We start from the raw sequence: 24991 nt of genomic DNA, 5'->3' as shown, positions 1-24991 counted from the left end.
CCTTCACCTCATAACAGTCTAGTAATACCCAGTACAATCAAAATCAATCCCGGCATAACCGCAAGTGTACGGATCCTGTCCCAATGAGCAAGGCGAAAGCCTACATGCAAACCCAGCAGCAGGAACAGTCCGCTTGCGAAAGCGATCAGGATGGAAGTTAACAGCGGCGAGAAGCCCAGCATCGCAGCTCCGAGACCCGCACCAAACGCATCCAGCGATAATGCTGCACCGAGCAGGACGGCTTCGTAAGATGAAATCGTGCCTGAACGGTCCATATCAGCCGCCTGAGGAGCACGCAATATCTGAATAACCAGTCCCCAGCGCTTGATTTCGATCTTGATCAGCGTGACCGCCGACACCTGTTCCCCTGCTCCAGTCTTATGCATGGCTTCCCGGTCACTCTCCGCCTTCATCGACGCAGCGGCAGCCGGCAGCTCGACTGCCAATGCATCAGCCCTTTCCGCCGGATGCAGAGGCATTCCTCCAAGCGCGGCCGGCACTTCCGAGTCTTGTTCATCTGACGCTCCCATTAAGTGCTGCCGCCAAAACTGGAATAGTGCCCAGCCCCCGATAGCAATCAAGATGCCTGCCCCCATATAATTGGCAAATGCAGGTGACAGCAGCGCTGTCAACCAGCCCCCTGCCAGCATGGAGACCCAGATGACAAGACCCGAGCATATCACGATAATCGCAACCGAGAATACGGGAATTCGTATCTGCCTCAGCCCGTAAGTAATCCCAACCCCGAAGCCGTCCAGGCTGACAGCCAGCGCCAACAGCAGCAGCGATAGCAAATGCAACAGCAACTGATGTCCCTCCCCGGGACTGGCGCTATAAGCTCATCCGTCGCTGCAGCAGCGCCGGTTCCACCGGAACGGATAAGCTGTGCGCCTAAGCCCACATGTTTGGTAACATCATATGCGGGGAGTGGAACGTGGTGAATCGGACTTATGCCCGATGCAGAACGGCTCACGACATTCCATTATCGCTAAGCCTATCGCTAAGCCTTCAGACAATCAGCTATTCACGGGTTTCCAAAATGCTTCATAACCGGGTTGGCAGCCTGCTTGCCCTTCCGGCCTTTCCCTGACCCCGGTGCTGGCAGAACACCGTCCGAAAGCTTTCCGGCAGCAGCCCTGCGCGATCTGCCCAGCGGCTGACACTTGATACAGACATGTGTGCCTCGCCCGCCAACCACGCTCTTGCTGATCACGGAACCACAGCGCCGGCAGGGCTCTTCTTCACGCCCGTACACCTGCAGGCTGTATTGGAACAGCCCCACCTCACCCTGCCCGTTAACATAGGATTTAATCGATGAGCCGCCTGCTTCAACAGCCCGTCCAAGCGTTTCCACAATGGCCGCATGCAGACGGCTCCACTCGTCCTTCTTGAGGGTGTCCGCTGTCCGCTCCGGATGAATCCCTGCCGCAAACAAGGCTTCATCGACATAGATATTGCCAAGACCCACAATATACTGCTGGTTAAGCAGCAGCGGCTTGATCTTCGTCGTCCGGCGGCCAAGCGTGCAACGCAGCGACTCGGGTGTGAACAGCTCGTCCAGCGGTTCAATACCCAGTTTATTCAGCGGGGGACACATGAATTCCTCACCCGGCAAAAAGATGTGCATCGTACCAAATTGCCGGACATCCTTATACCGCAGCTCTGTTCCATCTGTAAAATGAAAAATGACATGCGTATGCTTCTCCACCGGCTCATCCGTCCGGTACAACCCATACCGACCCTCCATCCGCAGATGGGAGACAAGCACAAGCTCATCCAGTACAATCCGCAAAAATTTGCCCCGGCGTTCCACCGTCTCGATTCTGCGGCCTGCGAGCATGTCTGCAAACTGCTCCGGCTCCGCCGGGCGCTGTATAATTCGGGGCAGCGTAACTGTCACCCGTTCAATGGTTCGTCCAGCAACTAATTCAGTCAAGGTCCTTCGGACCGTCTCTACCTCCGGCAATTCCGGCATTCTAATCACCTCAAGACTATTATACCGGAAACCCGTCTCTCCCGCTTCCTTAAGCCAAAAGAGACATTATTTCGCCTCATACCAATTGACGCCATAGTTGACATCTGCCTTCAGCGGCACGTCGAGCTCAAGCGCCGATTCCATCACTTCCGGAACCAGCGTCTTCATCAGCTCCAGCTCATCCTCCGGCACCTCGAAGACAAGTTCGTCATGCACCTGCAGCAGCATCCGGCTCTTCAGCCCGCGCTCTCTCAGCGTCTGGTCCATCTTGACCATTGCCAGCTTGATGATATCCGCTGCGGTACCCTGGATTGGCGTGTTCATGGCCGTCCGCTCGGCGAAGGAGCGCAGGTTAAAGTTCGAGGCCTTAATCTCGGGCAGGTAACGGCGGCGTTCCAGCAGCGTGGTAACATAACCGTCCTGACGAGCTTTCATCACAATATCATCCATATACTTGCGCACGCCCTTGAAGGCAGCAAAATATTGCTCAATGAAAGCAGCCGCTTCCTTACGGGTAATGTTTAAGTTCTGGGACAGACCGAAATCGCTGATTCCATAAACAATGCCAAAATTAACCGCCTTGGCCTGCCTGCGCATATTGCCATCAACGGCATCGGCTGGCACGCCGAAGACGTCCATCGCTGTCTTGGTATGAATGTCCATATCCGTGAGGAAGGCTTCCTTCAGCCCTTCGTCTCCCGAAATATGGGCAAGCACCCGGAGTTCGATCTGCGAGTAGTCAGCGGCCAGAATATACCAGCCTGGCTCGGACGGGACGAAGGCCTTGCGGATCTTGCGGCCTTCCTCCAGCCGGATCGGAATATTCTGCAGATTCGGAAACTGGCTGCTGAGGCGTCCGGTTGCGGCAATGGTCTGGCGGTAATAGGTATGCACCTTGCCGGTCTCCTTGCGGATTTCCTTCAGCAGACCTTCCACATAGGTCGATTGCAGCTTCGCAAGCTGGCGGTAATCGAGAATAAGCCGAACGATTTCATGGTAGGGCTCCAGCTTCTCCAGCACATCGGCATCGGTTGAATAGCCGGTCTTCGTCTTCTTCATTACCGGCAGGCCAAGCTTATCGAAGAGCACTTCGCCGAGCTGCTTCGGAGAATTAATATTGAATGTGTCACCGGCATGCGCGTAAATCGCTTCCATCAAGCGTGCGATCTGGGTGCTGAGCTCACTTCCCAGCGCCTCAAGTTCACCGGCGTTAACGGTAATACCCTGTTTTTCCATACCGCACAGCACATCGGACAGCGGCTGCTCAAGCTCATAATAGAGCCGGTTCATCCCGTTCTTCTCCAGCTCCTGCTCCTGGTGTCTGGCGATCCGGCGCACTGAATCCGCCTTGCGCGACAGATGCAGGGCCAGCTGGTCAAGCGGCGGCACCTTGAATTTGGCACCCTTGCCGTATACCTCTTCATCCGCCGGAACGGCAGGAAGCCCGTACCGGAGCGCAAGGGCATTCAGCGATTGGCCGCTGTCCGTCGGATCAAGCAGATAAGCCGCAAGCAGCACATCAAAGGTGGCGCCAGAGAGTGTAATCCCCTTCCATGACAAGGCAAGCGCCGCCTTATGCAGGTCGTAGCCCCGCTTGTTCACTTCCGCATCGGCGAGCCATCCCTTCAGCTTGGCGGCCGCTTCCGAGACCATAACATCATAGGGAACGACGTAGACCTTGCCTTCTGCCGCAAGAGCAATTCCGAGAACCTCGGCATGATGCGGATTTTCTCCTGCTGCCTCCACATAGATACTCTCGATTGAAGCAAGCTCTTCATCCTTCAGCTGGCTCATATCGCCTTCTGTGAGCAGGACAATATCCAGCTCAGCTGACTGTGCCGCAGCTCCGCCGTCTTCTGACTCCCCGCCCGCTTCTCCCGTCAAATCAAGCCGTTCAAGCAGCGACTTGAATTCCAGCTTGCGGAATGCCCCGGACAAGATGGATTTGTCGTAGCCCTTGTAAGCCATCTCATCTTCGCCGCTCTCAAGCGGAACCTCACGGAAAATTGTGGCCAGCTTCTTGCTCATGACCGCGTCTTCCTTGTGCGTCTCTACCTTTTCCTTCATCTTGCCCTTCAGCTTGTCCGTATTGGCCAGCACCTCTTCAACTGAGCCAAACTCGTGCAGCATCTTCAGCGCTGTCTTCTCACCGACACCCGGAATGCCCGGAATGTTGTCGGAAGCATCTCCCATCAGGCCTTTCAGATCCACAATCTGGGCAGGCGTCAGGCCATATTTCTCTCCGATGGCTTCGGGCGTGAACCGGTCCACCTCACTGATCCCTTTACGGGTAATAGCGACTGTCACGTGCTCGGAGGCAAGCTGCAGCATATCCTTGTCCCCGGTCACGACAAGCGTCTCCCGGCCCGATTCATCCGCCATGCGGGTAAGCGTCCCGATAATATCGTCCGCCTCATAGCCCGACAGCTCGAACTGCGCGATGCCAAAAGCCTGGAGCAGATCCTTAAGAACCGGGAACTGTTCGGACAGCTCAGGCGGTGTCTTGGCCCGTCCACCCTTATAATCCTCGTAACCCTCGTGGCGGAACGTGATCTTCCCCGCATCGAAGGCAACGAGTATATGAGTCGGCTTTTCTTCCTCAATCAACCGCAACAGCATCGTCGTAAATCCATAAACGGCATTCGTATGTAAACCCGCGGAATTGGTAAGCGGCGGCATCGCGTAAAAAGCCCTGTTCGCAATGCTGTTTCCGTCGATAAGCATCCATTTTTCCATCCTGGCACCTCACCTTGATCATCTTCCCTTATCATACCATACAACGCGGACGGGCTGCGAACCGGCTGATACGCATCCTTTCGACCTTTGTTGCCCATCACCTGCGCGCCAAAAAGGCTGCCGCCGGTTGGACCTGCAGCGTCCAGATTCCGGCAGCAGCCCTGCTGCTGAATTATTGAAAGGAATGTAGTTCAGGCGGTGGCAGGATCCTCAGCAAACGACTGGGGGCGGCCAAGCAAATAACCCTGCGCATAACCGACTCCCATTTCTTTTACCTTGTCCAGCTCTTCCTGCTGCTCGATCCCCTCGGCCACAACCGAGATTCCCATCCTGCCCGAGAACTCCACAAACGTACTCATGATTTGTTCCTTCATCTCGTCCTGGTGTATATTCTGGACGAGCGAACGGTCAATCTTGATATAATCCGGACGCAGTTCAACAATGGATTGCAGCGAGGAATACCCGGCACCCACGTCGTCAATGGCGATTTGATACCCCTGGCTGCGATAATGGGAGAGCACTTTCTTCGCCGCTTCAAAATCCTCGATCGATGTCCGCTCTGTAATCTCGAATACGACATTGGAAGGCGAAAGGCCTCTGCAGCTGAGCAGCTGCAGCGTCTGGCCGGCTGTAAACCTGGGATCGTCCATAATATGAGCCGTCAGGTTGATGAAGATCTTCTGTTCACCGGGGGCCCTGAAGCCTTGAATGGCCTTCTCTCTGGCCAGTGTGTCGAGGGTGTACACCGCCCCCTCTTCTCCCGCAAACTTGAACAGCGGAAGCGGTCCGTCAAACCAGCTTTTGTCAACCAGCCTTGTAAGAGCCTCGTAGCCGAAGCAGCTTCCATCCTGAACCGAGATAATGGGCTGATAAACCGGGTAAAGCCCATCCTGTCCGAGGATGTTCTTCAATGCCAGCTTCCGCAAACTCTGCTCGATGGCCATCGGATGCTGACCGTGGATTAATGCACGCTTCATGCTGTTATAGCGGAGCTGAAGATCCTCTTCTGTATCTCGAGAAGCACGGTAAGCGGAAATCCCGGCGTGAAGCGCGGCCGGCTCCTTGTAAGCCAGTGAGCTTCTGCATTCTGCTCTCCAGCCCTCAGCCCATTCCAAACGAATTGTGCGAGACAGCTCGAGCAGCCACTCCCAGAAGCCATCTTCATGATGGCCCGGTCTCCGCAGCAGGACAAACAAGTCATCCCCGATCCATCTGACAGCCTGGATGATAACATCCTGCCTGGGAAGATTCTTAAGCGCCGCTTCTGCGAATCGCCTCCACCCGGGGATCGCCTGTATGCTGTATACAGGCGCCTGATCCTCCTCACCTGTCTTCAAACCAAAATAAATAACCCCGACCAGTCCTTCATGCGATTCCGCTTCCTGACTTCCCGCCGCTTCCCGAAATGGTTTATACATGCCCGTTCAACTCCATGCTGTTATCGCTTATTTTTTCCATTACATATACACTGCCCCTGGTACGTTTGGCCTGCTTCTTCAGACGTGCCGACAGCTCAGAGAACGTTTCTGGCGTTACCGGCAGACTGCCGTCCCACTGCATAACAGAGAGTGACAAGGTAACTCCGTCGCATTCAATGCTGTTACCGCTCCGGTCCACTACACACGACACTTCCTTCCCCCCATAGAACGCCTGCACTCCTCCGTCAAATCGCCAGATTAGATGACTGCAGAGCGCCTCAGGGTCCTCTGTCTCTGTAACCATAATGTAGTCATCACCGCCGATATGACCAATGAAGTCGCCGGGCGAGCCCAGAAGGGCCACAACCTGCTGCAGGGAATCAGCCGTATAGCGGATCAGCTCGTCCCCTTTGCGAAATCCGAAGCAGTCATTAAACCACTTGAAATAATCCAGATCTGCGTATATCACGGAAAAGGGCTTACCCGCTTCTATCCGGCGCGTGATCTCCTGCTGAATCCGCTGCCCTCCCGGCAGTCCGGTTATGGGGTTCGCTGTCATTGCAGCTTCCGTGCGCAGCTTGGTGATGTACTCCAGTATCGAACGGATTGTTGCCGCTCCGGCCATCTCTCCGTTTCTCGTAATCGTCACCACATCGTACAGCTTCGTAAAGTGTCTGCTCATAGCCAGCGTTGACACCTGCTCTACCGGCATGCTGTATTCTACGATCAGCGGATCGGCATCCATCACCTTCTCCACGGACCGGTTCCAGTAGAGCGGCAGCCCGAATTGTCCTGCCAGCAGCTGATGCAGCTTTTCTTTCATGATCAGACCGACAGGCCGTGTGCCATCTACTACAACAGCACCCAGTACTGTGGGATCATTCTCAAACAGACGCGCTGCATCCGCAACTCTCGTATGCAGGGGGAGGACAGGAATAAGCGTGGCCAGTTCACCGATCTGAGAAGCATAGTATTCAACACCAGGCCCCTTCAGGCTCATGCCATCACGCCAGGGAGCAGCAATTGAATCCGTCTGTCCGCTCATCGAGCGGGCTTCACCCCAAGCTTCCTTGACTGCGTTATAGATAAGTGTCTCAGCGGAACGGCCCGTGTGGGTGGGGACAATCTTGCTTATGCCAATGTAGAGGCTGCTCACAGAGCGATCACTATCATCACAACCAATCCGTTTGCGCAGTTCTTGGGCTGTACTATTCAGCAGGTCCTCCAGCCGTTCTCCCCCAAGCTTACGGTTCAAGAAGAAGAAATATTCCCGGTTCATCCGGCAGTGCCAGAAGATACGCTTCTCTTCCTGGGCCCAGTCTCCAAGTGAATGCACAATGGTCTCCGTTGCATCCTGCAGCTGTACATATAGGACACCTACTCCGCCTTGATGCCATCTCTCTGTAATCCTTCGAACCATTTCCCGGTCTAATAAACCAAATCCGATTTCGCCCACTGTCGATCTCCTCGCGGATATTGTCAACATACGACTATAATATACGAATATTTTACCAGTCAAGTGTGAAATACGAATTATGTAAATATTAAAGCAGTGTAAAAAGGGACGGGAATTTAGACCTGTTTTCTGGGTCTTTTGTACAGGAAGAGCCGCTGGCACAGCGGCCAACGGCTCTTATATCGATTTCTTGATTGCTGATGATGCTGCTACACGTTAAGGTCCGGACGTTTGCCGGTTACGAGGTAGACAACATTTTCCCCGATGTTCGTCGCATAATCACCGATTCGCTCAATGTAACGGCCAACAAAGCTCAGAAGCATTCCCTGGCTGGCAGTCTTCGGGTTCTCAACCATCAGAGAGAAGAGCTCCCTCAGAATCTGGCTGTAAAGAGCATCAACCGTATCGTCATCCTTAGCCATCTTGTAGGCCAAGTCCACATTCTCGTTAATGAAGGACTGGATCGATTCATAGGTCATAACCTGCACGATTTCGGCCATCCGAGGAAGATCGATGAGCGGCTTTATTAAATCCTCGCCTTCCAGACGCAGTACAACCTTGGCGATATCAACAGCAAGGTCTGCCATCCGTTCGAGGTCATTGGAGATTTTAAAGGCAACCAGGATGCGGCGCAGATCTTTGGCTACCGGCTGTTGAGTAGCGATCAGCATGGTGCCCATCTCCGTTATCCGCTCTTCCATCTGGTTTACTTCCGCATCGTCACGTACGATCGATTTGGCCAAAACCACATCCACATCCTGCAGGGCACGCATTGAATTGGCAATTGCTTGTTCTACCTGCGTCCCCATCTGGATCAGCAGCTGCTGCATGGCATCAAGCTGTTGATCAAATTCCGTTCTTCTTGTCATAACTGCATAGCCCCCTTCACTTCCGCTGTTAGCCAAAACGGCCGCTGATGTAGTCTTCGGTGCGCTGATCAGTCGGATTAGAGAAGAGCTTCTCGGTATCCGCGTATTCAATCACTTCACCATTAAGGAAAAACACTGTCTGATTGGAGACACGAGCTGCCTGATGCATATTATGTGTCACCATCACGATTGTATAACGGTCTTTCAACTCTTGTGCAAGTTCTTCGATCTTAAGTGTTGAAATCGGGTCAAGGGCGGAGGTTGCCTCATCCATCAAGAGCACATCCGGGTTGACAGCAAGCGCCCGGGCGATACAGAGACGCTGCTGCTGGCCGCCTGAAATACTGAGGGCCGAACGCTTCAGATGATCCTTAACCTCATCCCACAGCGCTGCGGAACGCAGGCTCTTCTCCACAATTTCATCCAATTCATGCTTCTTGGTAACACCATGCAGCCTGGGTCCGTAGGCTACATTATCGTAGATGGATTTTGGGAACGGATTAGGCTGCTGGAATACCATGCCTACCTTCTTGCGCAGGGTTTCCACATCCACATCCGAGCCGTAAATATCCGTGTCCCCGACTCTGATCGAGCCTTCAATCCTTGTACCCGGTATCATATCGTTCATCCGGTTCAGCGTCCTGAGCAGGGTTGACTTCCCGCAGCCCGACGGTCCAATGAACGCTGTAATGGCTTTCTCTGGAATACTCATGGATACCTTCTTCAAGGCTTGAAATTCACCGTAAAACAAATCTAGGTTTTTAATGTCGATTAGTACCTGCATTCACGCTTCTCCTCCGGCTTCAATTCATATAGATCGCTTCCCGCAAAAGGGAAACGACCATTCAGCGCTATTGAGTATATCAGGCGATTGTCTGCTCAAAGACAGGATTTGATTAATTCATTGTAAAAATATAGTTCCTTTTACCCAAAGCGGCCCGATATGTAATCACTCGTCTGCTGATTCGCCGGGTTAGTGAACATCTTGTCTGTCTGATCGAACTCAACCAATTCGCCCATCAGGAAGAAAGCGGTACGGTCGGAGACCCTTGCTGCCTGATGCATATTATGCGTCACAATAATAATACAGTACTCCTGCTTAAGCTCTGCGATCAATTCCTCGATCTTCGCTGTCGAGACCGGATCCAGTGCTGAAGCTGGTTCGTCCATCAGGATGATGTCCGGCCTGACCGCAATTGAGCGTGCGATACAGAGGCGCTGCTGCTGGCCGCCCGAGAGAGCAAGCGCCGATTTATGCAGCCGGTCCTTGGTTTCCTCCCATAACGCCGCCTTGCGCAGGGATTGCTCGACGATCTCGTCCAGCTTCTTCTTATCACGGATACCGTGATAACGGGGGCCGAAGGCAATGTTCTCGTAGATCGATTTATGAAAGGGGTTAGGCCGCTGCCATACCATTCCAATCTTCTGTCTCAGCAGCACCACATCTGTACGCGGGCTCAGAATGTTCTGGTCGCCAATCCAAACCTCACCCGTAATTTTCGCGCCGGGTATCAGATCGTTCATCCGGTTCAGGCTTCGGAGGAACGTCGATTTGCCGCATCCTGACGGACCGATTAGAGCGGTCACCTGCCGGGCATTGAAATCGAGGGAAATATCTTTGACTGCTTGTTTTTCCCCATAAAAGACACTTAAATTTTTGGCTTTAAGCCCAACGTCCTGCATGTTGTTCCTCCCACTACCTGGATGATGTGAATTTGCGGTAAACCATTCGGCCAAGCCATCTTGCAATCAGGTTGAAAGACAGCACCGTCATAACGAGAACGGCAGATGCTCCGGCAGCAATTTCTCTGGCATCGGGAGCAACTCCCTCCGAATTGATTTTCCAGATATGGACAGCAAGTGTCTCGGCGGGCCGGAACGGATTAAGCGGTGAAGTCGGGTCGAGCGGATTCCAGTTGGTAAAATCAAGACGCGGCGAGCTCATGCCAGCTGTGAACAGCAGCGCAGCCGCTTCACCAAATACACGGCCCGAAGCCAATATGGTACCCGTGAGGATAACCGGAACGGCCATTGGCAGCATGACGGAGGTGATCGTCTTCCATTTGGAAATACCGAGGGCAAGACTCGCTTCCTTCTGTTCACGCGGCACACTTCTGAGGCCCTGCTCTGTGATTCTTACCATAAGCGGCAAATTGAACACCGTCAAGGCAAGCGCACCCGAAAACAGCGAAAAGCCAAATTCAAATACATTAACAAATACGAGCAGGCCGAACAAGCCTACTACTATCGACGGGAAGGATGATAACACCTCAACCGTAAGACGGATAAAGTCCGTCAACCGGCCTGGCTTGGCATATTCACTCATATAAATACCTGCACCTAGACCAAGGGGGATTGTAATAATCATGGTCAATACCAGCAGGAACAACGAGTTGAACAGCTGCGGTCCGATACCGCCGCCCTCGCGGAATGTCTGCGGAGGAGAGGTCAGGAAGTCGAAGCTGATATGGCCAAAGCCTCTGATAATAATATAGGATAAGAAACCTGCCAGCAGAAGGATTATGAAGCCGGCCACGGCCATGATGATTCCTGTTGCAATTTTATCGACTGTTCTTGGCTTCATACCTTCGATCTCCTTTCCAACCACCGGACAATAAATACGAACACGAAGGTCATGGTCAGCAAAATAAGCGCAAGCGTCCACAGCGCGTTATTATGTGCTGTGCCCATAATGGTATTCCCCATGCTTAGCGTGATCGCACTGGTCAGCGTCGAGGCCGACTCAAACAAGGATCTGGGGATATGAGGCGCGTTACCGATGACCATCTGTACGGCGAGCGCCTCGCCGAACGCCCTCGCGATTCCCAGAACAATTCCTGTCAGCAGGGCTGGAAGGGTCGTAGGAAGCACGATTCTGTATATGGTCTGCCAGCGGGTAGACCCAAGCGCATAGGAGCCCTCCTTAAGTCCTGAAGGAAGAGCTGCAAGCGCATCAGTTGCAATTGTCGTGATCGTCGGCAGGATCATGATGGAGAGCACCACGCCGCCTGCGGCCAGGCCAAGGCCTTGTCCCGGGAATATATCCCGGAAGAAAGGGACGATCACACTAAGACCGACAAAGCCGTATACGACGGAGGGGATACCTGCGAGCAGCTCAATAACCGGCTGCAGCACCTTCCTGCCGAATTTGGGCATAAGCTCAACGATGAATACTGCAGCGCAAAAACCAAGCGGAGCCGCGATAAGGGCCGCAAGGATGGATGTACTGAACGAGCCAACAATGAAAGGCAGTGCGCCAAACAATGGCGGCTCGCTCTCAGGAGCCCATTTCACACCAGTGAACAGATCGATGGGGTTTACACCATCTCTAAAAAATGTACTCAGACCTTTGGATGCCACGAAGTAAACCATAGAGAAGATCGTTAGTACAAGGAGCCCAACGCAGATCAGCGTGTATACACGGCCTACCCATTCTTCCACCAGATGTTTACTTCTCTTCTCTCTTTCGACTGACCGAGCCATATACCTCTCCTTTAGACGCCCAACAAGAGGCGGATAGAGTCCGCCTCTTGTAGATCGTAAATGATCGAGCTTATTTATTCGTTACGTTACCATCGATGTCACGAGTGATCTGCATTTTGCTTACTGGAATGTAGCCGAGTTCCACAACGACACCGTTTTGAACCTCGTCACTTACCATGTAGTCAAGAAATGCTTGGAGAGCTGCGTCAGGCTCGCCTTTCGTGTACATGTGCTCGTAAGCCCATACTGGATAAGTACCGTTCGCAACATTCTCTTCTGTTGCTTCCACACCTTCATACTTCACTGTTTTCACAGTGTCATCAAGGTAGGACAGAGCAAGGTAACCAATAGCACCCGGTGTTTCGCCAACCAGCTTCTTAACTGTACCTGAGGAATCTTCCTGAATCATACCCTGCAGGTCTTCTGCCTTTGTACCCAGCGCATATTTCTCGAAGGTTGCGCGAGTACCGGAGCTTGCCGGACGGTTTACGATAACGATCTTCTGATCCGCACCGCCAACCTCGCTCCAGTTCGTGATAGTTCCAGTAAAGATGTCAACCAGCTGCTGCTTTGTCAGGTTATCAACCGTTACTTCCGGGTTAACTACTGCTGCCATTGCCACGACTGCTACCTGATGATCCTTCAGCTCTGCTGCTTTGTCAGCATCCAGCTTCTCTTCCGCGAATACGTCGGAGTTACCGATGTTAGCTTGTCCTTCGGAAACCTGTGCAAGGCCAGTACCGCTGCCGCCGCCTTGAACTTGGATCGTTACACCACTGTTCTTCTCCATGAACATTTGGGCAGCTTGGTCAACCAGCGGCTGAAGCGCGGAAGATCCGGTTGCCAGGTAAGAGCCGCTCAGATCAGCAGCTGCGTCCGTTCCTTCATTACCGGCACCAGTGTTTGTGTTTGTGCCTGCTCCCTCGTTCGTACCATTCGTGCTATTATTTCCTCCTGCAGTGCCGCCATTGTTGCCTCCGCATGCAGCAAGCGTGAATACCAATACAATAGACATCACGAACATCAAAGACTTCTTCATTTTTAAGTGTTTCCCCTTCCTTATCCCTTTTTGTGTGTGTTTACAATGTTTATTGTAGAAGCTTGTCATTTGCGGACTATTAACGTAATGTTAACTGAATGCAAAATATATATACAGTTTATCTATGTATTTGAGTATAATATAGAATAATTGAATACATGATGATACATTCGTTAAGGAGAAGATAAATGTCTTTACTGAAACTAAAAATACTGCGGCTGCTTGGCCGCTACAAGCAGGTGACAGCCGTGGCGAATGCTCTCGGAATGAAGCAGCCAACTGTCAGCTTTCATATGAAGAAGATGGAGAATGAATGGGGAGTCAAGCTCTTCCAGATCAGGAACGGGCGTGTGCTGTTAACAGATGAAGGCCAGCTTCTTCTCCCTTATGCTAAACAAATCGACACACTTTATACAGAGGCATTGGAACGAATGGAGGATATTAGATCCCGAAGCCGGAATTTCCGGATCGGCTGCTCGAGCGTCATGGCAGCAGCCCTGGGACATATGGGGTTGTTAACGCGCTGGATGGAACAGTCCGGAATTACTGTCTCGGTAATGACAGGGTATGAACATATACTGCAGGAGAACCTTGCAGAAGGTTTAATTGATGTGCTGTTTACAGAGAGGACTGGGAAAGACACGGGCGGCATAGGGGTAAAGGAAGTCCTTCAATCGCCATTCTGTTTGTTTGCAGCAGCGGATCATCCGCTGGCTGCTGCCCATTCTTCTATTGAAGGAGGTAAATTGAGCGGTTATGAGTTTGTTCTTCATCAGGCTCTGACCGAGCAGCTTCATACCTGGGCAGCCGCCAATCATCTGACTATCAACTCGCCTGCTTCTTCGGATTCCATCGATTTCATTATTAACACTGTGTCGGGAGGGCGATATTTGACCCTGCTGCCTGAGGCTGCGCTCGGAGAATGGTGCAAGGGCCGGTTAGTCCGCCTCAGCTTGGAAGAAGCTGACCTGCCAGTATGGCATCAGTACGCCATGTGGTCAGATCAGCATGTGAATATGGAGTCCATCAGGACATTGCTCGACTGCCTTACGGACTCCGTCGTATAAGCCAGAAGCTCTGTTACAGCTGATGGTCCCTTTCGAGCTGCTTCGCCAGGCGGTTTATTCCTTCCTGGACATCCGTTGTCTGTCCGCAGGCAAGCCGCGTAAGTTCCAGCATCTGCTTCACACTTCTCCTGCTGTCTTCTGCTGAAGCAAGCAGCTGATCGAAGACAGCAACGGTGCGGATGACCGAATGCTCAGCTGCCAGAGAGTCTTCTCTGGTCTCCCTAACCAGGTCAGCTGCATGGACAACTGCTTCAGCTATAGCATCGATCATACCCGATATCCGATCAGCGGAGCTCTTCGTCTGTGAAGCCAGCTTTCCGACTTCATCAGCCACAACCGCAAAGCCCCTCCCGTGCTCACCGGCGCGTGCCGCTTCAATTGCCGCATTTATTGCCAGAAGCCCGCACTGCTCGGCCAGTTCACGAATAAAGTGGGACACTTCCCCGACAGACCTGGCACGCAGCTGCAGCTCACCAATTTGTCCCTCCTGCTTAAGCGTGCGTTCTGAAAGCCCCTGAAAGGCCTTAGCGACACCATTAAGCTCCTTCTGGCCGGTAACTGTCATGACGGACATCCTTTCAGACAAGGCATCAACAGCTGTACTCGCTTCATTAACCTGCAGGACTGCAGACTCTATCTCCCCGATCAGCCTTTCCGTCCGGTGAATCGTCTGCACCTGCTGAGTGACCGCCTGCTTCTGAAGCGTATCCGAGAGGTCCAGCAAATCCGCCATCGTCATAATGCCCGCATACTTGCCTTCTTTCACAAGAACCACGCAATCATACAGTCTGTCATCCTCACGGCCGAGCGCCTGCTGAAGAAGCTGCTGAGGCGGCAGATCCGCATCCACCACAAAAGGCTGATGATCCATTAGCACAGCAATGGACTTCTCGTAATACAGGGCCGCCCCAAAGCGCTGGCTGAGCTGCCGGAAGAACTTGTCCCGCATCACTAGCCCTGCCGGCCGCTTCTGTTCATCACAGACGACAACACACTCTGCGCCAGAATGCTTGCCGAATATTCTCGCCACTTCCTCACATTTATGTTCCGGGGTTGCTATTGCTGTATTCCGGATAAAGTCTGCGGCTGTACTGGCCAGCCTCCCTTGATCCTTTTCACTGAATAAGACGGTCTTACCCGGTTGAGCCGGTACTGCTGAAGCTGCCGCATTTAACACTGCCTTCACTTACAATCTCCCCTATCTAACTGGATCGTCAGCCGTATTCATGATTCAGGCCCTAAGTCGCCTATATGCCCTAATCGTAGGTATATTAGATCAATTGTAATCAAGAGAATTGTAAAAGGAGTGTTAACTTTCGACAATTTCATCCAAAAATCCACGCATTCAATCGATTAGTCACGCTGCAAACAGAGAAACCAGCCGGAAGCCCGGCTGGTTTCTCTGCACCATATTCACTGCTCTGCGTCTGTTCGTTCAAGTTGCTGGCGATCCGTATACTCTTCTCTCAGCAGGCTCATGACAATAATGTCGCAATATCTGCCCTCCGTAAAGTAAGCCTGTCGGAGACGTCCATCCTCCTTGAAGCCGACCTTACGATAGCAGGCATAAGCTTGCTCATTATAGTCATAAACCTCCAGCTGCAGCCGGTTCAGGTTCAAGCGGTTAAAGACGAAATCCTGAAGCAGCTGCAGCGCTTCCGACCCGTAGCCCTTGCCCTGAAGCTCTTTGGCACCGATGACGATGCCAAGCTCAGCCTTGCGGTTCTTCCAGTCAATCCGGAACAGATCGATCTGGCCGATATAGGCCTCTGTTGAGATGTCGGCGATTACGAAACCTTTATGATCGGGGCCGCCTTCAATCTGTCCTTGAATGAAGGACTCCGTGGACGACTCCGTATGCGGGTAGAGGAAGATGTCCGACAGCTGGTTGACGATTTCAGGATCATTCACCCACCTGCGCATCGCCGCAAAATCATCCGCGCGGTACTCCCGAAGCATCACACGGGCGCCAATCAATCTGGGCATCCCGGTTAGCCCTTAATGTAGAGACGCGCACGCTCTTCCCAAATTTCGCCCGGCGCAAGGCTGAACAAGCCAATCTCATCCGCCGGCAGGTCTACATTAGGCGCATTGACAAGATTAATCTGCGGCTCCGGACAGAAGAAGCCTTCCGTCGCGCCGTTGTTCCAGATCATCCACTGCTTGTACGATGTACCGACATCATAGACAAGCGTGATGCCTTCCTTGGCATCGGTCAGCTCCATCAGGTTCCGTCCATTCTGGGGTTGTACCGTGTAATGGTTGTCCAGCGCTTCGAAGAAAGGATAGATGCCTTCTCCTTTCATCTGCTCCTCCTGAGCAGAGAGCGGCTGGAATTTGCCAGTCGGCAGCATGCGGTCATTCAGCTCCCAGCGCTCGCCAATCGTCGCCTTGAAACGGTAGTCCTTCGCGGAGCCGTTCGGCGTGAACGGTGCATTAATCGCCGTGTGAAACGCAAGCAGGCACGGCATCGTTTCCTCGCCGTCATTACGGACGAAGATATGCTGGAACAAGCCGTCTTCACTCAGCACGTAACGGATGCGGATGGTGAAGCGAAACGGCAGATACTGATAAATCGGATGCTGTTCATCGACAGCAAGCGCAGCTTCGACAAAGCTCTCACGGTTCGAACCGCCGAACTGCAGCACCTTCCATACCGCTGTGTGGGCAAAGCCGTGCAGATGGTTGCCCGTAGCTTCTTCATTCACAGGAAGCTGGTAAACGCGTCCGTTCCATGGAAACTTGCCGTCCTCGTAGCGGTTAGGCGGGAACAGCACCGGAATGCCGTGGATGCCGGGGTTGGCCTTGAATGCCGGCATCTCGTTCTCAGCCGGCTCATGGAGGAAGCGGCTTCCGCTCGTCGTATCGCGGAACGCGATCAGATTGGCGCCAACGCCAGGCAGGAACGCAGCCTCATAGCGGTCAGCCTTCAGCCAGATGGCCTTCTCTCCCTGATAAATTCCTTCAAACGCAGTGCATGAACTCATCGTGTTCACTCTCCCTTGGCTATGTACGTGTCTAGCATACCATAATTCGGGATGCCGTTTAAACCTTCAGCACTGTGCCTAGACCGTTAGCTTTCCGTGAACGGTCAGCAGCCATCCGGCATTTTACTCCGGATGGCTGTTGGCCGCTCTATTACGATTGCCTGCCCTTAGCCTCTATACGCTGCCAGGCGGTTGTTCAGCTCCCGGGTGCTGCTGTAGACATCGCGATAGATGCCGAACAGCCCCTTGTACGTTTCAACTGCATCCGGATTAGGCGTATAAGCAGAAGCATGCTTGACGAACCTGTCTGCACATTCTTCCAGACTTGCAAACCAGCCTGCACCATAAGCCGCCAGCATAGCTGCCCCAAGACCTGGCCCCTGCTCGTTCTCGAGCGCAACGACTCTGGCGTCGAATATATCCGCCTGCATCTGCAGCCAGACCGGATTCTGCGCCCCGCCGCCGATCGATACGATTGTATCCACCGTCTTGCCCGCCTCACGGAAAACAGCAACCGACTCATTCAAGGAGAATGTAATACCCTCCATAACCGCTCTGGCAAAATGATCTCGCTTGTGCGAGCCGTCCATACCAATGAAGCTGCCCCGGATTTGGGCATCCGCATGCGGCGTACGCTCGCCGACGATATACGGCGTGAAGAGCAGTCCGCCGGAGCCCGGCTTCACGTCGGCAACTCCCTTAAGCAGCTCATTGAAGGACTCTTCAGCGGCAAATGTCTGCTTGAACCAGCTGAGCGAGTACCCCGCCGCCAGCGTAACGCCCATTGCATAATAGGCATCTTCCTTGCCGTGGTTGAAGAAGTGGACCTTGCCGCTGTAATCGGAATCCCTGTTGTTCTCATAAGCCAGAATGACGCCCGAGGTTCCGATGCTGCAGAGCGTCAAGCCTTCGCTTAGAATGCCTGCGCCGATGGCGCCGCAGGCATTATCCGCTCCGCCGGCATAGACCTTCGTCACAGGCGTCAGTCCGCACTGCCCGGCAATGTCCGGCAGCATCGTGCCCGCAAGCCCATGCGATTCGATAAGCGCCGGGCAGAAGCTTTCCGGCAGATCGAACGCCTCCAGCACTCTCCTGCTCCACACTTTACCCGCCACATCCAGCAGCAGGGTGCCGGCTGCGTCCGAGTAGTCCATATGCAGCTCGCCAGTCAGCCGGTAACGGACATAATCCTTCGGCAGCAGGAACAGGCTCGCACGGTCGAACACTTCCTTCTCATGCTCGCGCACCCACAGAATCTTGGGCAGCGTGAAGCCTTCCAGCGCCGGATTGCGGGCGATATGAAGCAGATCTTCACCAAGCGTCCGCTCGATTTCCCGGCACTGCTCGGTTGTCCGCGTATCATTCCAGAGAATCGCATTGCGTACCGGCTTGCGGTCAGCATCAAGCAGCACAAGACCATGCATCTGTCCGGAGAAGCTGATGCCTTCCACTTCCGAAGGCTCAATACCGGCTGCAGCAACCGCATCCCGAATCGCCTGGAGTGTACCCTCCACCCAATCCTCCGGCCTCTGCTCGCTCCAGCCGGAATGCTCGTGAAACAGCGGATAGCTTACCGAAGCTTCACCGCGGATCTTCCCGTCACGGTCGATTAACAGTGCCTTGACTGCACTGGTACCTAAATCTATTCCGATTACATAGCTCATCTGATGCCATCCTCCCGAAAGCGTTAAAATAAGGCATAAACAGCCGGCCTTGCGACCGGCTGTTCATGTTGGTTGGCTGCAGCAGGTCTGTTAATGCCTGCCATGATATGCCTCTATTGTTTACACACTGTAGATGATCTCGTTGATCATCAGCTTGATGCGCTCTTGGCGGCCCGATTGATTCTTGATCGGGTTGTTCTGAAGTGCATACTGCTCCAGGCTGGCAAGCGTCGCCTTGCCGGATACGATGTCGGCTCCGATGCCTTCGCGGAAGGTGCGATAGCGGTCTTCCACAATGCTGTCCAGCACACGCTCTTCGATCAGCTTCGCTGCAGCCTTGAGGCCCCATGCGTAAGTGTCCATGCCTGCGATGTGAGCCAGGAACAGATCGTCCTGCTCAAACGAGCCGCGTCGAACCTTAGCGTCGAAGTTAATGCCGCCGCGGCCGATGCCGCCGGCTTTCACGATCTCGAACATGGTCAGTGTGGTAGAGTACAGATCAGTCGGGAATTCGTCCGTATCCCAGCCAAGCAGCAGGTCGCCCTGGTTCGCATCCAGCGAGCCCAGCATGCCGTTAATTGCAGCTACGCGGATTTCATGCTCGAAGGTATGCCCAGCGAGTGTGGCATGGTTTGCTTCCAGGTTCAGCTTGAACTTATCTGCCAGGCCGTATTTTTGCAGAAATGCGATCGTTGTCGCTGCGTCGAAGTCATACTGATGCTTTGTCGGCTCCTTCGGCTTAGGCTCGATCAGGAACTGTGCGTCAAAGCCAATTTCCTTCGCATAAGCAAGCGCCATCTGGAAGAAGCGGGCCAGGTTATCAAGCTCCAGCGCCATATCCGTGTTGAGCAGCGTTTCGTAGCCTTCACGGCCACCCCAGAAGACATAGTTCTCAGCGCCGAGCTCTTTACCGACTTCTAGGCCTTTCTTCACCTGCGCTGCAGCGTAAGCATATACATCCGCATTCACAGCCGTTGCAGCACCGAACACGAACCGCGGATTCGTGAACATGTTTGCCGTATTCCAGAGGAGCTTCTTGCCGGATGAGGCCATGTTGTCCTTCAGCATGCTGACGATAACATCGAGATTCTTGTTCGTCTCCTGCAGGGTTTCGCCTTCAGGCGCGATGTCACGATCATGGAAGCAGTAGTACGGAATGTTGATCTTGTCGAGGAACTCAAAATTAGCTTCCACGCGAGCTTTCGCCAGATCCATGCCGCTGTAACGGTCCCAGTTGCGGACAGCCGTGCCTACGCCGAACGGATCGGAGCCTTCGCCTGTGAAGGTATGCCAGTAGGCAACTGCGAAGCGGAGATGCTCTTCCATCGTTTTGCCGAGAACGACTTCCTGCGGATTGTAATGCTTGAACGCAAACGGATTATCGGAGCCTTTACCTTCAAACTGAATCTTGCCCACATTATCAAAGTATGCCATAAGTTTGACACGCCTCCCGGATTTAAAATGGTCGTCATATACGTTTTGAAAACGTTTCACCCGTATTGTAGCATCACCAAACTTAGTTTGTCTACTAAACAAACTAAGTTTTTTTGTGTTATAATTGTTACAGGCCCCGCCTTCAAATCAGCTAATGCCCGAGCTTCAATATTCACTGGTTGCTGCATAGCTGTCATGCTACACTATTAAGATGGCCTTTTATCTGAATATTAGTCCTAGCTTACCTAACTGGAGGTCGACGTCATTCCATGCAGAAGTCAACAGGAGACGCAGCACTCATAAAGAAGATTAATACCGCTATCGTACTGGAATGCGTACTCACCCACGCCCCGCTGTCCAGAGCGCAAATATCCGAGAAAACGGGTCTGAACAAAGCAACGGTATCCAGCCTTGTCCAGGATCTGATTGCAAGCCATCTCGTGCTGGAGATCGGCATGGGGGAATCAAGCGGCGGCCGCAAGCCCGTCATGCTGCTGTTCAACAGCCAGGCAGGGTATGCCGTCGGCATCGACCTCGGGGTTAATTATATCCGGGGTGTCCTGACTGACCTTCGCGGGGAAATCATTCATGAAAGACGCGTTAAGCTTCCGGGCATAAGCCAGGAAGAGGTGCTGCCCCGCCTCTCTGAGAGCATCCGGTCATTAATCAGCAGCGCTCCAGCCAGTCCGTATGGTGTGATAGGAATTGGCATTGGCGTTCCAGGGATCGTGGACGACTCGGGAACAATTCTGTTCGCGCCTAATCTGGAATGGGAGCTGACACCGCTCAGTCGGCTGGTTGAGGAAGAGTTCAAGCTGCCGGTTACCATTGATAACGAAGCGAATGCAGGCGCCCAAGGGGAGCAAAAATACGGAGCAGGCCGCGGCATCGCCCATCAAATCTATGTCAGTGTCGGCATCGGCATCGGCACGGGGATTATTATTAATAAAGAACTGTACAAAGGAGCATCCGGCTTCTCCGGCGAGCTTGGCCATCTGTCCATATCCCTTGAAGGCAAGCAGTGCAGGTGCGGCAACAAGGGATGCTGGGAGCTCTACGCCTCCGAGAACGCGCTGCTTGAGCTCGCGGCCCCTCTTGGCTTTGAGTCGATGGAAGCGGTGCTCGCGGAAGCCGAGGCTGGCAACCCTGAGGTTCTCCAGCTGCTCAGCCAGACAGGCCAGTACCTGGGGATCGGCATCGCCAACATCGTCAATGTATTTAACCCGGATGCCGTCATTATCGGGAATACGATGAGCCTGGCCGGAAGCTGGATTGGGGAAGCTGTCCGGGAGACCGTAGCGAGGCGGACACTCCCTTACCACCGCAGCGGCATGCAGATTCTGTTTGCCGAGCAGCAGGAGCGCTCAGCTGTGCGGGGAGCTGCCTACTATGCCATCAGCCGTTTCTTCGAACGGGTGAAGGGCGGGCTTGAAGGGTAAGACTGCCTCCCCGGCGGGGGAATCATGACACCGGGGAGGAGCGTTTTTCTCAGACTGCCGTCAGCGCTCCTCCAATTCAGCCACGAGCACCCCGTCACATACCGCTACTTTATAGGAAGCCAGAGCGGCAGACTTCACGTTCAGACATTGCCCGCTCTCCATGTCAAAGGTCCAGCCGTGAAGCGGGCAGAACAGCTCCCCGCCCTCCACTTCTACTGTATAGCCCGCATGCGGGCACCTGCGTGATAACAGCACGTACGCTCCCTCATGGCGGGTCAAATAATATTCGCGCCCCTCTACTGTTACCTCCGCCGGCAAACGTTCAAAGCTCTCCGGCTTGCCAAGTGTCACTTGCTGCATCCTGCAACCCCTCCTGCCTTATTCTTTTGCCATAGCATCACATATTCCTGTTCCTTCGTATGCTCGTCGGTTCCCTCTTCTCCGATTATAAATCCGCTGCGTTTATAAAAATTCAGGGCCGTATCGTTCCGCCGATAGACCTTTAACTCAATGCGATCATACAGCTGCTTGACATGGTGGATCAGCTCTCTTCCATATCCTTGATTCCGGTATTCCGCAGCCACGAACAATGCGGCCAAATAATCGTCAACCATCGACACAAACCCTGCCGCTGCTCCATCTTGTTCGATTATATAAGTGCTTGCCATGGGAAGATACTTCGTTCTCATCTCTTCCGACATAGACCTCCAGTATTCCGGATCGACGAAGTGGTGTGCATCGATTGACCCCTCAAGCCAAATCTGCACAAGCTCTTCGTAATCTGTCTCATCAGCTTTCCTTATCTGCAATTCCGCTCCCCCTTTCCTGTGAGGCAATTAATACAACACAACACTCATCCAGTATTCACCATAACTTCCTGCTATGTTATAGTCAACTTATAGGCCATCCAGCATATCGGGCAGATATGCCATATTCTCGGCCAGCCACCGCATCTCTCTGGCAAAACGCGCAGGCGGCACGCTGTGGTTGTCCATGTCTCCTGTGATCCACCACGTGCTTTCCATATACCACAGCAGCTGCAGGCCATTGGTCAGGTACCCTTCTGCAGTTTGCCTCTCTTCCGTATAGCCCTCCATAAATGCATAAGCCAGCCGCATATCCAGCTCCTGTTCATTCCATGCGCAGGACATGACTGCCCGGGCGGCATCCGCCTGCGGATAATCATAATCCAGTCTGTCAAAATCCAGAATTGCTGTCAGCTTGTCTCCTGCAAACAATAAATTATCCGCCCATAGGTCACGATGCGCCCAACCAGACTGATAGCTTGCCAACAACTTCGTGCTAAATGCTTCAGTCGCTCTTCGCTGCACCTCAAATTCATCTGCCAGATGGCTTGATATGCCCGCTGGAAGCTTGTTCGTCAAGGTATTCCAATGATCAATCCGCACCTGCTTCCGCGGAGGTTCAAATACCGGTAAGGCAATGCTTCCAAGGGCTCCATCGTTCAAGAGACGATGCATTCTGCCTGTGGCCTTGCCCAGCTCATACAGCTGGCGGGCATTCGATTGGCCTGCCGGAATCACCTCCCCGCTGCAGTACTCCATGACAATGAATAAGTCACCCTTCTCTGATGCAAACATAATCGTCTGGTCTTCCGTCAGCAGCCGCGGGCAGGCCAGGCCTGCCGCATGCAGCCTTACCTGCTCATTCAGCGCAAGCAATAATTTGTCCTGTTTATACAGCCTGTACCTCTCGGGATTATACTGCTTGACCAAATAGGTGCCTGAGTCCGTCACAACCTTCCACTTCAAATTCAACCAGCCGCGCTTAACCGGCTTAGCATCCAGCTGCCTGCCAATGAGATGCTGACAAGCTGCCAGTATATCCTCCAATAGTTGCTCCTCTGACCGGATCATCTCCTGCTCCTCCCCATTTCACAGCAAAAACTTCCAACCTTGTCTGCTGCAGGCTGCACCACATACAGCATGCCATTCAGGCTGAAACACATTGAATCTTCCTCCTGCCAGTAAAACATACCGCGGTCTCCAAGGAAAGTCTTGACATTTCCACCACCTGCAACGTAATCTATATCTACCAGATGTAATTTATATCTTACATATGCAAGGTTTAATTTACTTACATGGAGGCTAGCAGATATGCCTATCAGTAAAGTGAAGCTCGCCCGGCTGGAGAAGGGGATTACTCAGATTGAGCTGGCGCGCAAGGTGAATGTCACCAGACAGACGATCAGCTTAATTGAATCAGGCAGCTATAATCCTACCTTGAAGCTGTGCATCGATTTGGCAGAGGCACTGGATAAGACGCTTGATGAATTATTTTGGGAGGGAAGACATCATGAAGGATAATGTGAGAAAATGGCTGCGGATTACGGAGCACGAGGATGAACGCGTGCAGGCGCTGGAATACAGATCCTATGCGGAGGCGGGCTTCCTGGTAGCCGTCATCTGCTTCCTCGACATGGTGATACGAGGCGTATTCCTTGACAGGCCGCTGTCGGAATGGGCTTTCAGTGCTGCTGTCTTTGTGGTCTTCATTCTGTACGTATATATTCGCAACACAAGCTTCAGGATTCGTGACGAGGATCTGCTGGAACCGGATGAGTTGAAGGAAAAGCGTCACGATGAGGTCACATTCTTCATTGCATTCGCACTCTATGTAGGCTGGAGGAAAGTGTACAGGGATATGGAGGTACTGCCGTCCGGCTGGGTCGATTGGGCTCAGAGTCTTCTGGCTCTTATCGTTATCTATACCGTCATTTACGGCTTTCTCTATCTCGCAAAACGGGCCGCTCGACTGTTCAAGAAGTCTTCCGGCAACAGCTAGCGGCGGCTGTAACGCTGCAGCGGCTGCCTGACCGCAAGCAAGGGAGCTTCAAAGGTTCATTAGCTTTGACTTTTGAGTCCTGTAGTCACCGTGTTAAGGGGGTGCCCCAGTCATGTCGATGACTTATGGGACACTCCCTCATTCTGCCTCCTGTCATCGGGCTATCCACTTACTTGCTCTTCAGCGATAACACCCTTCTTCAAAATCAGATTCGCATATAAGGCGCTCTCGCCGGTTGCCACAATCGCATAAGCCTTCCTCGCCCGCTCATAAAACGCAAACCGTTCCGCCTCTTCGAAAGGAGACTGCAGCCCCGTTCGTCTGGCGATAATACGCCCGTACTCCTCCCAGATCGGCGTCTTCGCCGTATCTCCCGGCACAACCTGCATCAGGCATGCGGGTTTATCCACATACTGATCCAGCGGCAGCAGCTGCAATATCGCGTCCAGCAGCTCCGGCACCCGGTGACCGTCACAGCGGATCAGGCGCACAGCATGGCTCGCAGCGGGAAAATTGCCGTCCGCCAGCACAATCTCGTCGCTGTGCCCCATCTCCATAAGAACCTTCAACAGCTCTGGTGAAATTACCTTCGGTATCCCATGCAGCATGTCATCGACTC

24 protein-coding genes are annotated in these 24991 nt (G+C 53.2%); 4 read left to right on the top strand and 20 right to left on the bottom strand.

The window, feature by feature from the left end:
* Positions 1–8 precede the first annotated feature (8 nt).
* The 11 genes from DNH61_RS10330 to DNH61_RS10280 form a co-directional block, all read right to left on the bottom strand.
* Positions 9–803, bottom strand: coding sequence for an MntP/YtaF family protein (locus DNH61_RS10330; RefSeq protein WP_111146762.1), 795 nt, complete (start codon positions 801–803; stop codon positions 9–11).
* A gap of 221 nt (positions 804–1024) precedes the next feature.
* Positions 1025–1975, bottom strand: a complete 951-nt coding sequence (gene mutM / locus DNH61_RS10325) for a DNA-formamidopyrimidine glycosylase (RefSeq protein ID WP_111146586.1) — start codon at positions 1973–1975, stop codon at positions 1025–1027.
* A gap of 66 nt (positions 1976–2041) precedes the next feature.
* Positions 2042–4711 (bottom strand): DNA polymerase I, encoded by a 2670-nt coding sequence (polA, locus tag DNH61_RS10320; RefSeq protein ID WP_111146585.1) that lies wholly within the window; start codon positions 4709–4711, stop codon positions 2042–2044.
* 191 nt (positions 4712–4902) lie between these two features.
* Positions 4903–6129, bottom strand: a complete 1227-nt coding sequence (locus tag DNH61_RS10315; RefSeq protein WP_111146584.1) for an EAL domain-containing protein — start codon at positions 6127–6129, stop codon at positions 4903–4905.
* On the bottom strand, positions 6122–7585 hold the full coding sequence (locus tag DNH61_RS10310) for a GGDEF domain-containing protein (protein ID WP_181438645.1): 1464 nt from the start codon (positions 7583–7585) through the stop codon (positions 6122–6124). Before DNH61_RS10310 ends, DNH61_RS10315 begins: the two co-directional genes overlap by 8 nt.
* A gap of 209 nt (positions 7586–7794) precedes the next feature.
* Positions 7795–8454, bottom strand: a complete 660-nt coding sequence (gene phoU / locus DNH61_RS10305; protein ID WP_111146582.1) for a phosphate signaling complex protein PhoU — start codon at positions 8452–8454, stop codon at positions 7795–7797.
* A gap of 28 nt (positions 8455–8482) precedes the next feature.
* Entirely contained in the window at positions 8483–9238 is a 756-nt protein-coding gene (pstB, locus tag DNH61_RS10300; RefSeq protein WP_111146581.1) for a phosphate ABC transporter ATP-binding protein PstB, read from the bottom strand.
* Between the two features lie 140 nt (positions 9239–9378).
* Positions 9379–10137: a phosphate ABC transporter ATP-binding protein PstB gene (gene pstB, locus DNH61_RS10295; protein ID WP_111146580.1), complete on the bottom strand. Its 759-nt coding sequence runs from the start codon at positions 10135–10137 to the stop codon at positions 9379–9381.
* Between the two features lie 13 nt (positions 10138–10150).
* Positions 10151–11038: a phosphate ABC transporter permease PstA gene (gene pstA / locus DNH61_RS10290; RefSeq protein ID WP_111146579.1), complete on the bottom strand. Its 888-nt coding sequence runs from the start codon at positions 11036–11038 to the stop codon at positions 10151–10153.
* Positions 11035–11937, bottom strand: a complete 903-nt coding sequence (pstC, locus tag DNH61_RS10285) for a phosphate ABC transporter permease subunit PstC (protein WP_111146578.1) — start codon at positions 11935–11937, stop codon at positions 11035–11037. Before pstC ends, pstA begins: the two co-directional genes overlap by 4 nt.
* A 70-nt stretch (positions 11938–12007) precedes the next feature.
* Entirely contained in the window at positions 12008–12976 is a 969-nt protein-coding gene (locus DNH61_RS10280) for a phosphate ABC transporter substrate-binding protein (protein WP_111146577.1), read from the bottom strand.
* A gap of 188 nt (positions 12977–13164) precedes the next feature.
* Here DNH61_RS10280 and DNH61_RS10275 point away from each other — a divergent pair, with 188 nt between their 5' ends.
* Positions 13165–14043 carry a LysR family transcriptional regulator gene (locus DNH61_RS10275; protein ID WP_111146576.1) on the top strand — a complete coding sequence of 293 codons (879 nt, stop codon included), beginning with the start codon at positions 13165–13167 and terminating at the stop codon, positions 14041–14043.
* A 13-nt stretch (positions 14044–14056) separates the two neighbouring features.
* On the opposite strand, the gene DNH61_RS10270 is transcribed toward DNH61_RS10275, so the two are convergent.
* The 5 genes from DNH61_RS10270 to xylA all read right to left on the bottom strand — a co-directional run bounded on the left by DNH61_RS10270 (position 14057) and on the right by xylA (position 20128).
* A complete protein-coding gene (locus DNH61_RS10270; RefSeq protein ID WP_111146575.1) occupies positions 14057–15229 on the bottom strand; it encodes a methyl-accepting chemotaxis protein in 1173 nt (390 codons plus the stop codon).
* A 227-nt stretch (positions 15230–15456) separates the two neighbouring features.
* A complete protein-coding gene (locus DNH61_RS10265) occupies positions 15457–16029 on the bottom strand; it encodes a GNAT family N-acetyltransferase (RefSeq protein WP_111146574.1) in 573 nt (190 codons plus the stop codon).
* A gap of 5 nt (positions 16030–16034) precedes the next feature.
* Complete coding sequence (locus DNH61_RS10260; RefSeq protein WP_111146573.1) at positions 16035–17030, bottom strand: aldose 1-epimerase; 996 nt, start codon at positions 17028–17030, stop codon at positions 16035–16037.
* 167 nt (positions 17031–17197) lie between these two features.
* Positions 17198–18694 (bottom strand): xylulokinase, encoded by a 1497-nt coding sequence (xylB, locus tag DNH61_RS10255; protein ID WP_111146572.1) that lies wholly within the window; start codon positions 18692–18694, stop codon positions 17198–17200.
* 120 nt (positions 18695–18814) lie between these two features.
* Positions 18815–20128, bottom strand: coding sequence for a xylose isomerase (gene xylA / locus DNH61_RS10250; RefSeq protein WP_111146571.1), 1314 nt, complete (start codon positions 20126–20128; stop codon positions 18815–18817).
* 269 nt (positions 20129–20397) lie between these two features.
* Here xylA and DNH61_RS10245 point away from each other — a divergent pair, with 269 nt between their 5' ends.
* A complete protein-coding gene (locus DNH61_RS10245; protein ID WP_111146570.1) occupies positions 20398–21567 on the top strand; it encodes an ROK family protein in 1170 nt (389 codons plus the stop codon).
* A gap of 60 nt (positions 21568–21627) precedes the next feature.
* Here the strand turns inward: DNH61_RS10245 and DNH61_RS10240 are convergent, their stop codons facing one another.
* From DNH61_RS10240 to DNH61_RS10230, 3 genes are all read right to left on the bottom strand, one after another.
* Positions 21628–21927 carry a Rieske (2Fe-2S) protein gene (locus tag DNH61_RS10240; RefSeq protein ID WP_111146569.1) on the bottom strand — a complete coding sequence of 100 codons (300 nt, stop codon included), beginning with the start codon at positions 21925–21927 and terminating at the stop codon, positions 21628–21630.
* On the bottom strand, positions 21915–22376 hold the full coding sequence (locus tag DNH61_RS10235; protein ID WP_111146568.1) for an N-acetyltransferase: 462 nt from the start codon (positions 22374–22376) through the stop codon (positions 21915–21917). The genes DNH61_RS10240 and DNH61_RS10235 overlap by 13 nt, the downstream gene beginning before the upstream one ends.
* Positions 22377–22463: 87 nt before the next feature.
* Positions 22464–23444 carry a phosphotransferase gene (locus DNH61_RS10230; RefSeq protein ID WP_111146567.1) on the bottom strand — a complete coding sequence of 327 codons (981 nt, stop codon included), beginning with the start codon at positions 23442–23444 and terminating at the stop codon, positions 22464–22466.
* 240 nt (positions 23445–23684) lie between these two features.
* On the opposite strand from DNH61_RS10230, the gene DNH61_RS10225 reads away from it, so the two are divergent.
* Together DNH61_RS10225 and DNH61_RS10220 are read left to right on the top strand one after the other, a co-directional pair.
* Positions 23685–23894: a helix-turn-helix transcriptional regulator gene (locus tag DNH61_RS10225; protein WP_111146566.1), complete on the top strand. Its 210-nt coding sequence runs from the start codon at positions 23685–23687 to the stop codon at positions 23892–23894.
* Complete coding sequence (locus DNH61_RS10220) at positions 23884–24372, top strand: DUF6773 family protein (protein WP_111146565.1); 489 nt, start codon at positions 23884–23886, stop codon at positions 24370–24372. Before DNH61_RS10225 ends, DNH61_RS10220 begins: the two co-directional genes overlap by 11 nt.
* Before the next feature lie 161 nt (positions 24373–24533).
* Here DNH61_RS10220 and DNH61_RS10215 read toward each other — a convergent pair whose 3' ends face one another.
* Positions 24534–24980 (bottom strand): RbsD/FucU family protein, encoded by a 447-nt coding sequence (locus DNH61_RS10215; RefSeq protein WP_111146564.1) that lies wholly within the window; start codon positions 24978–24980, stop codon positions 24534–24536.
* Between the last annotated feature and the right edge of the window lie 11 nt (positions 24981–24991).

The sequence above is a fragment of the Paenibacillus sambharensis genome, from assembly GCF_003233845.1.
Classification (GTDB): domain Bacteria; phylum Bacillota; class Bacilli; order Paenibacillales; family Paenibacillaceae; genus Paenibacillus_I; species Paenibacillus_I sambharensis.
Note: the sequence above shows the minus strand (reverse complement) of the source record. Positions and strands in the feature narration are given on the sequence as shown.

Excerpts from the sequence above, each read along its gene's own strand:
- DNH61_RS10265 (WP_111146574.1), bottom strand. The coding sequence starts at position 16,029 with ATGCCCAGATTGATTGGCGCCCGTGTGATGCTTCGGGAGTACCGCGCG.
- DNH61_RS10220 (WP_111146565.1), top strand. The coding sequence starts at position 23,884 with ATGAAGGATAATGTGAGAAAATGGCTGCGGATTACGGAGCACGAGGAT.
- DNH61_RS10240 (WP_111146569.1), bottom strand. The coding sequence starts at position 21,927 with ATGCAGCAAGTGACACTTGGCAAGCCGGAGAGCTTTGAACGTTTGCCG.
- polA (WP_111146585.1), bottom strand. The coding sequence starts at position 4,711 with ATGGAAAAATGGATGCTTATCGACGGAAACAGCATTGCGAACAGGGCT.
- DNH61_RS10280 (WP_111146577.1), bottom strand. The coding sequence starts at position 12,976 with ATGAAGAAGTCTTTGATGTTCGTGATGTCTATTGTATTGGTATTCACG.
- DNH61_RS10230 (WP_111146567.1), bottom strand. The coding sequence starts at position 23,444 with ATGATCCGGTCAGAGGAGCAACTATTGGAGGATATACTGGCAGCTTGT.
- DNH61_RS10260 (WP_111146573.1), bottom strand. The coding sequence starts at position 17,030 with ATGAGTTCATGCACTGCGTTTGAAGGAATTTATCAGGGAGAGAAGGCC.
- DNH61_RS10315 (WP_111146584.1), bottom strand. The coding sequence starts at position 6,129 with ATGTATAAACCATTTCGGGAAGCGGCGGGAAGTCAGGAAGCGGAATCG.
- DNH61_RS10215 (WP_111146564.1), bottom strand. The coding sequence starts at position 24,980 with ATGCTGCATGGGATACCGAAGGTAATTTCACCAGAGCTGTTGAAGGTT.
- DNH61_RS10275 (WP_111146576.1), top strand. The coding sequence starts at position 13,165 with ATGTCTTTACTGAAACTAAAAATACTGCGGCTGCTTGGCCGCTACAAG.
- xylB (WP_111146572.1), bottom strand. The coding sequence starts at position 18,694 with ATGAGCTATGTAATCGGAATAGATTTAGGTACCAGTGCAGTCAAGGCA.
- xylA (WP_111146571.1), bottom strand. The coding sequence starts at position 20,128 with ATGGCATACTTTGATAATGTGGGCAAGATTCAGTTTGAAGGTAAAGGC.
- mutM (WP_111146586.1), bottom strand. The coding sequence starts at position 1,975 with ATGCCGGAATTGCCGGAGGTAGAGACGGTCCGAAGGACCTTGACTGAA.
- pstC (WP_111146578.1), bottom strand. The coding sequence starts at position 11,937 with ATGGCTCGGTCAGTCGAAAGAGAGAAGAGAAGTAAACATCTGGTGGAA.
- DNH61_RS10245 (WP_111146570.1), top strand. The coding sequence starts at position 20,398 with ATGCAGAAGTCAACAGGAGACGCAGCACTCATAAAGAAGATTAATACC.
- phoU (WP_111146582.1), bottom strand. The coding sequence starts at position 8,454 with ATGACAAGAAGAACGGAATTTGATCAACAGCTTGATGCCATGCAGCAG.
- pstB (WP_111146581.1), bottom strand. The coding sequence starts at position 9,238 with ATGCAGGTACTAATCGACATTAAAAACCTAGATTTGTTTTACGGTGAA.
- pstA (WP_111146579.1), bottom strand. The coding sequence starts at position 11,038 with ATGAAGCCAAGAACAGTCGATAAAATTGCAACAGGAATCATCATGGCC.
- DNH61_RS10225 (WP_111146566.1), top strand. The coding sequence starts at position 23,685 with ATGCCTATCAGTAAAGTGAAGCTCGCCCGGCTGGAGAAGGGGATTACT.
- pstB (WP_111146580.1), bottom strand. The coding sequence starts at position 10,137 with ATGCAGGACGTTGGGCTTAAAGCCAAAAATTTAAGTGTCTTTTATGGG.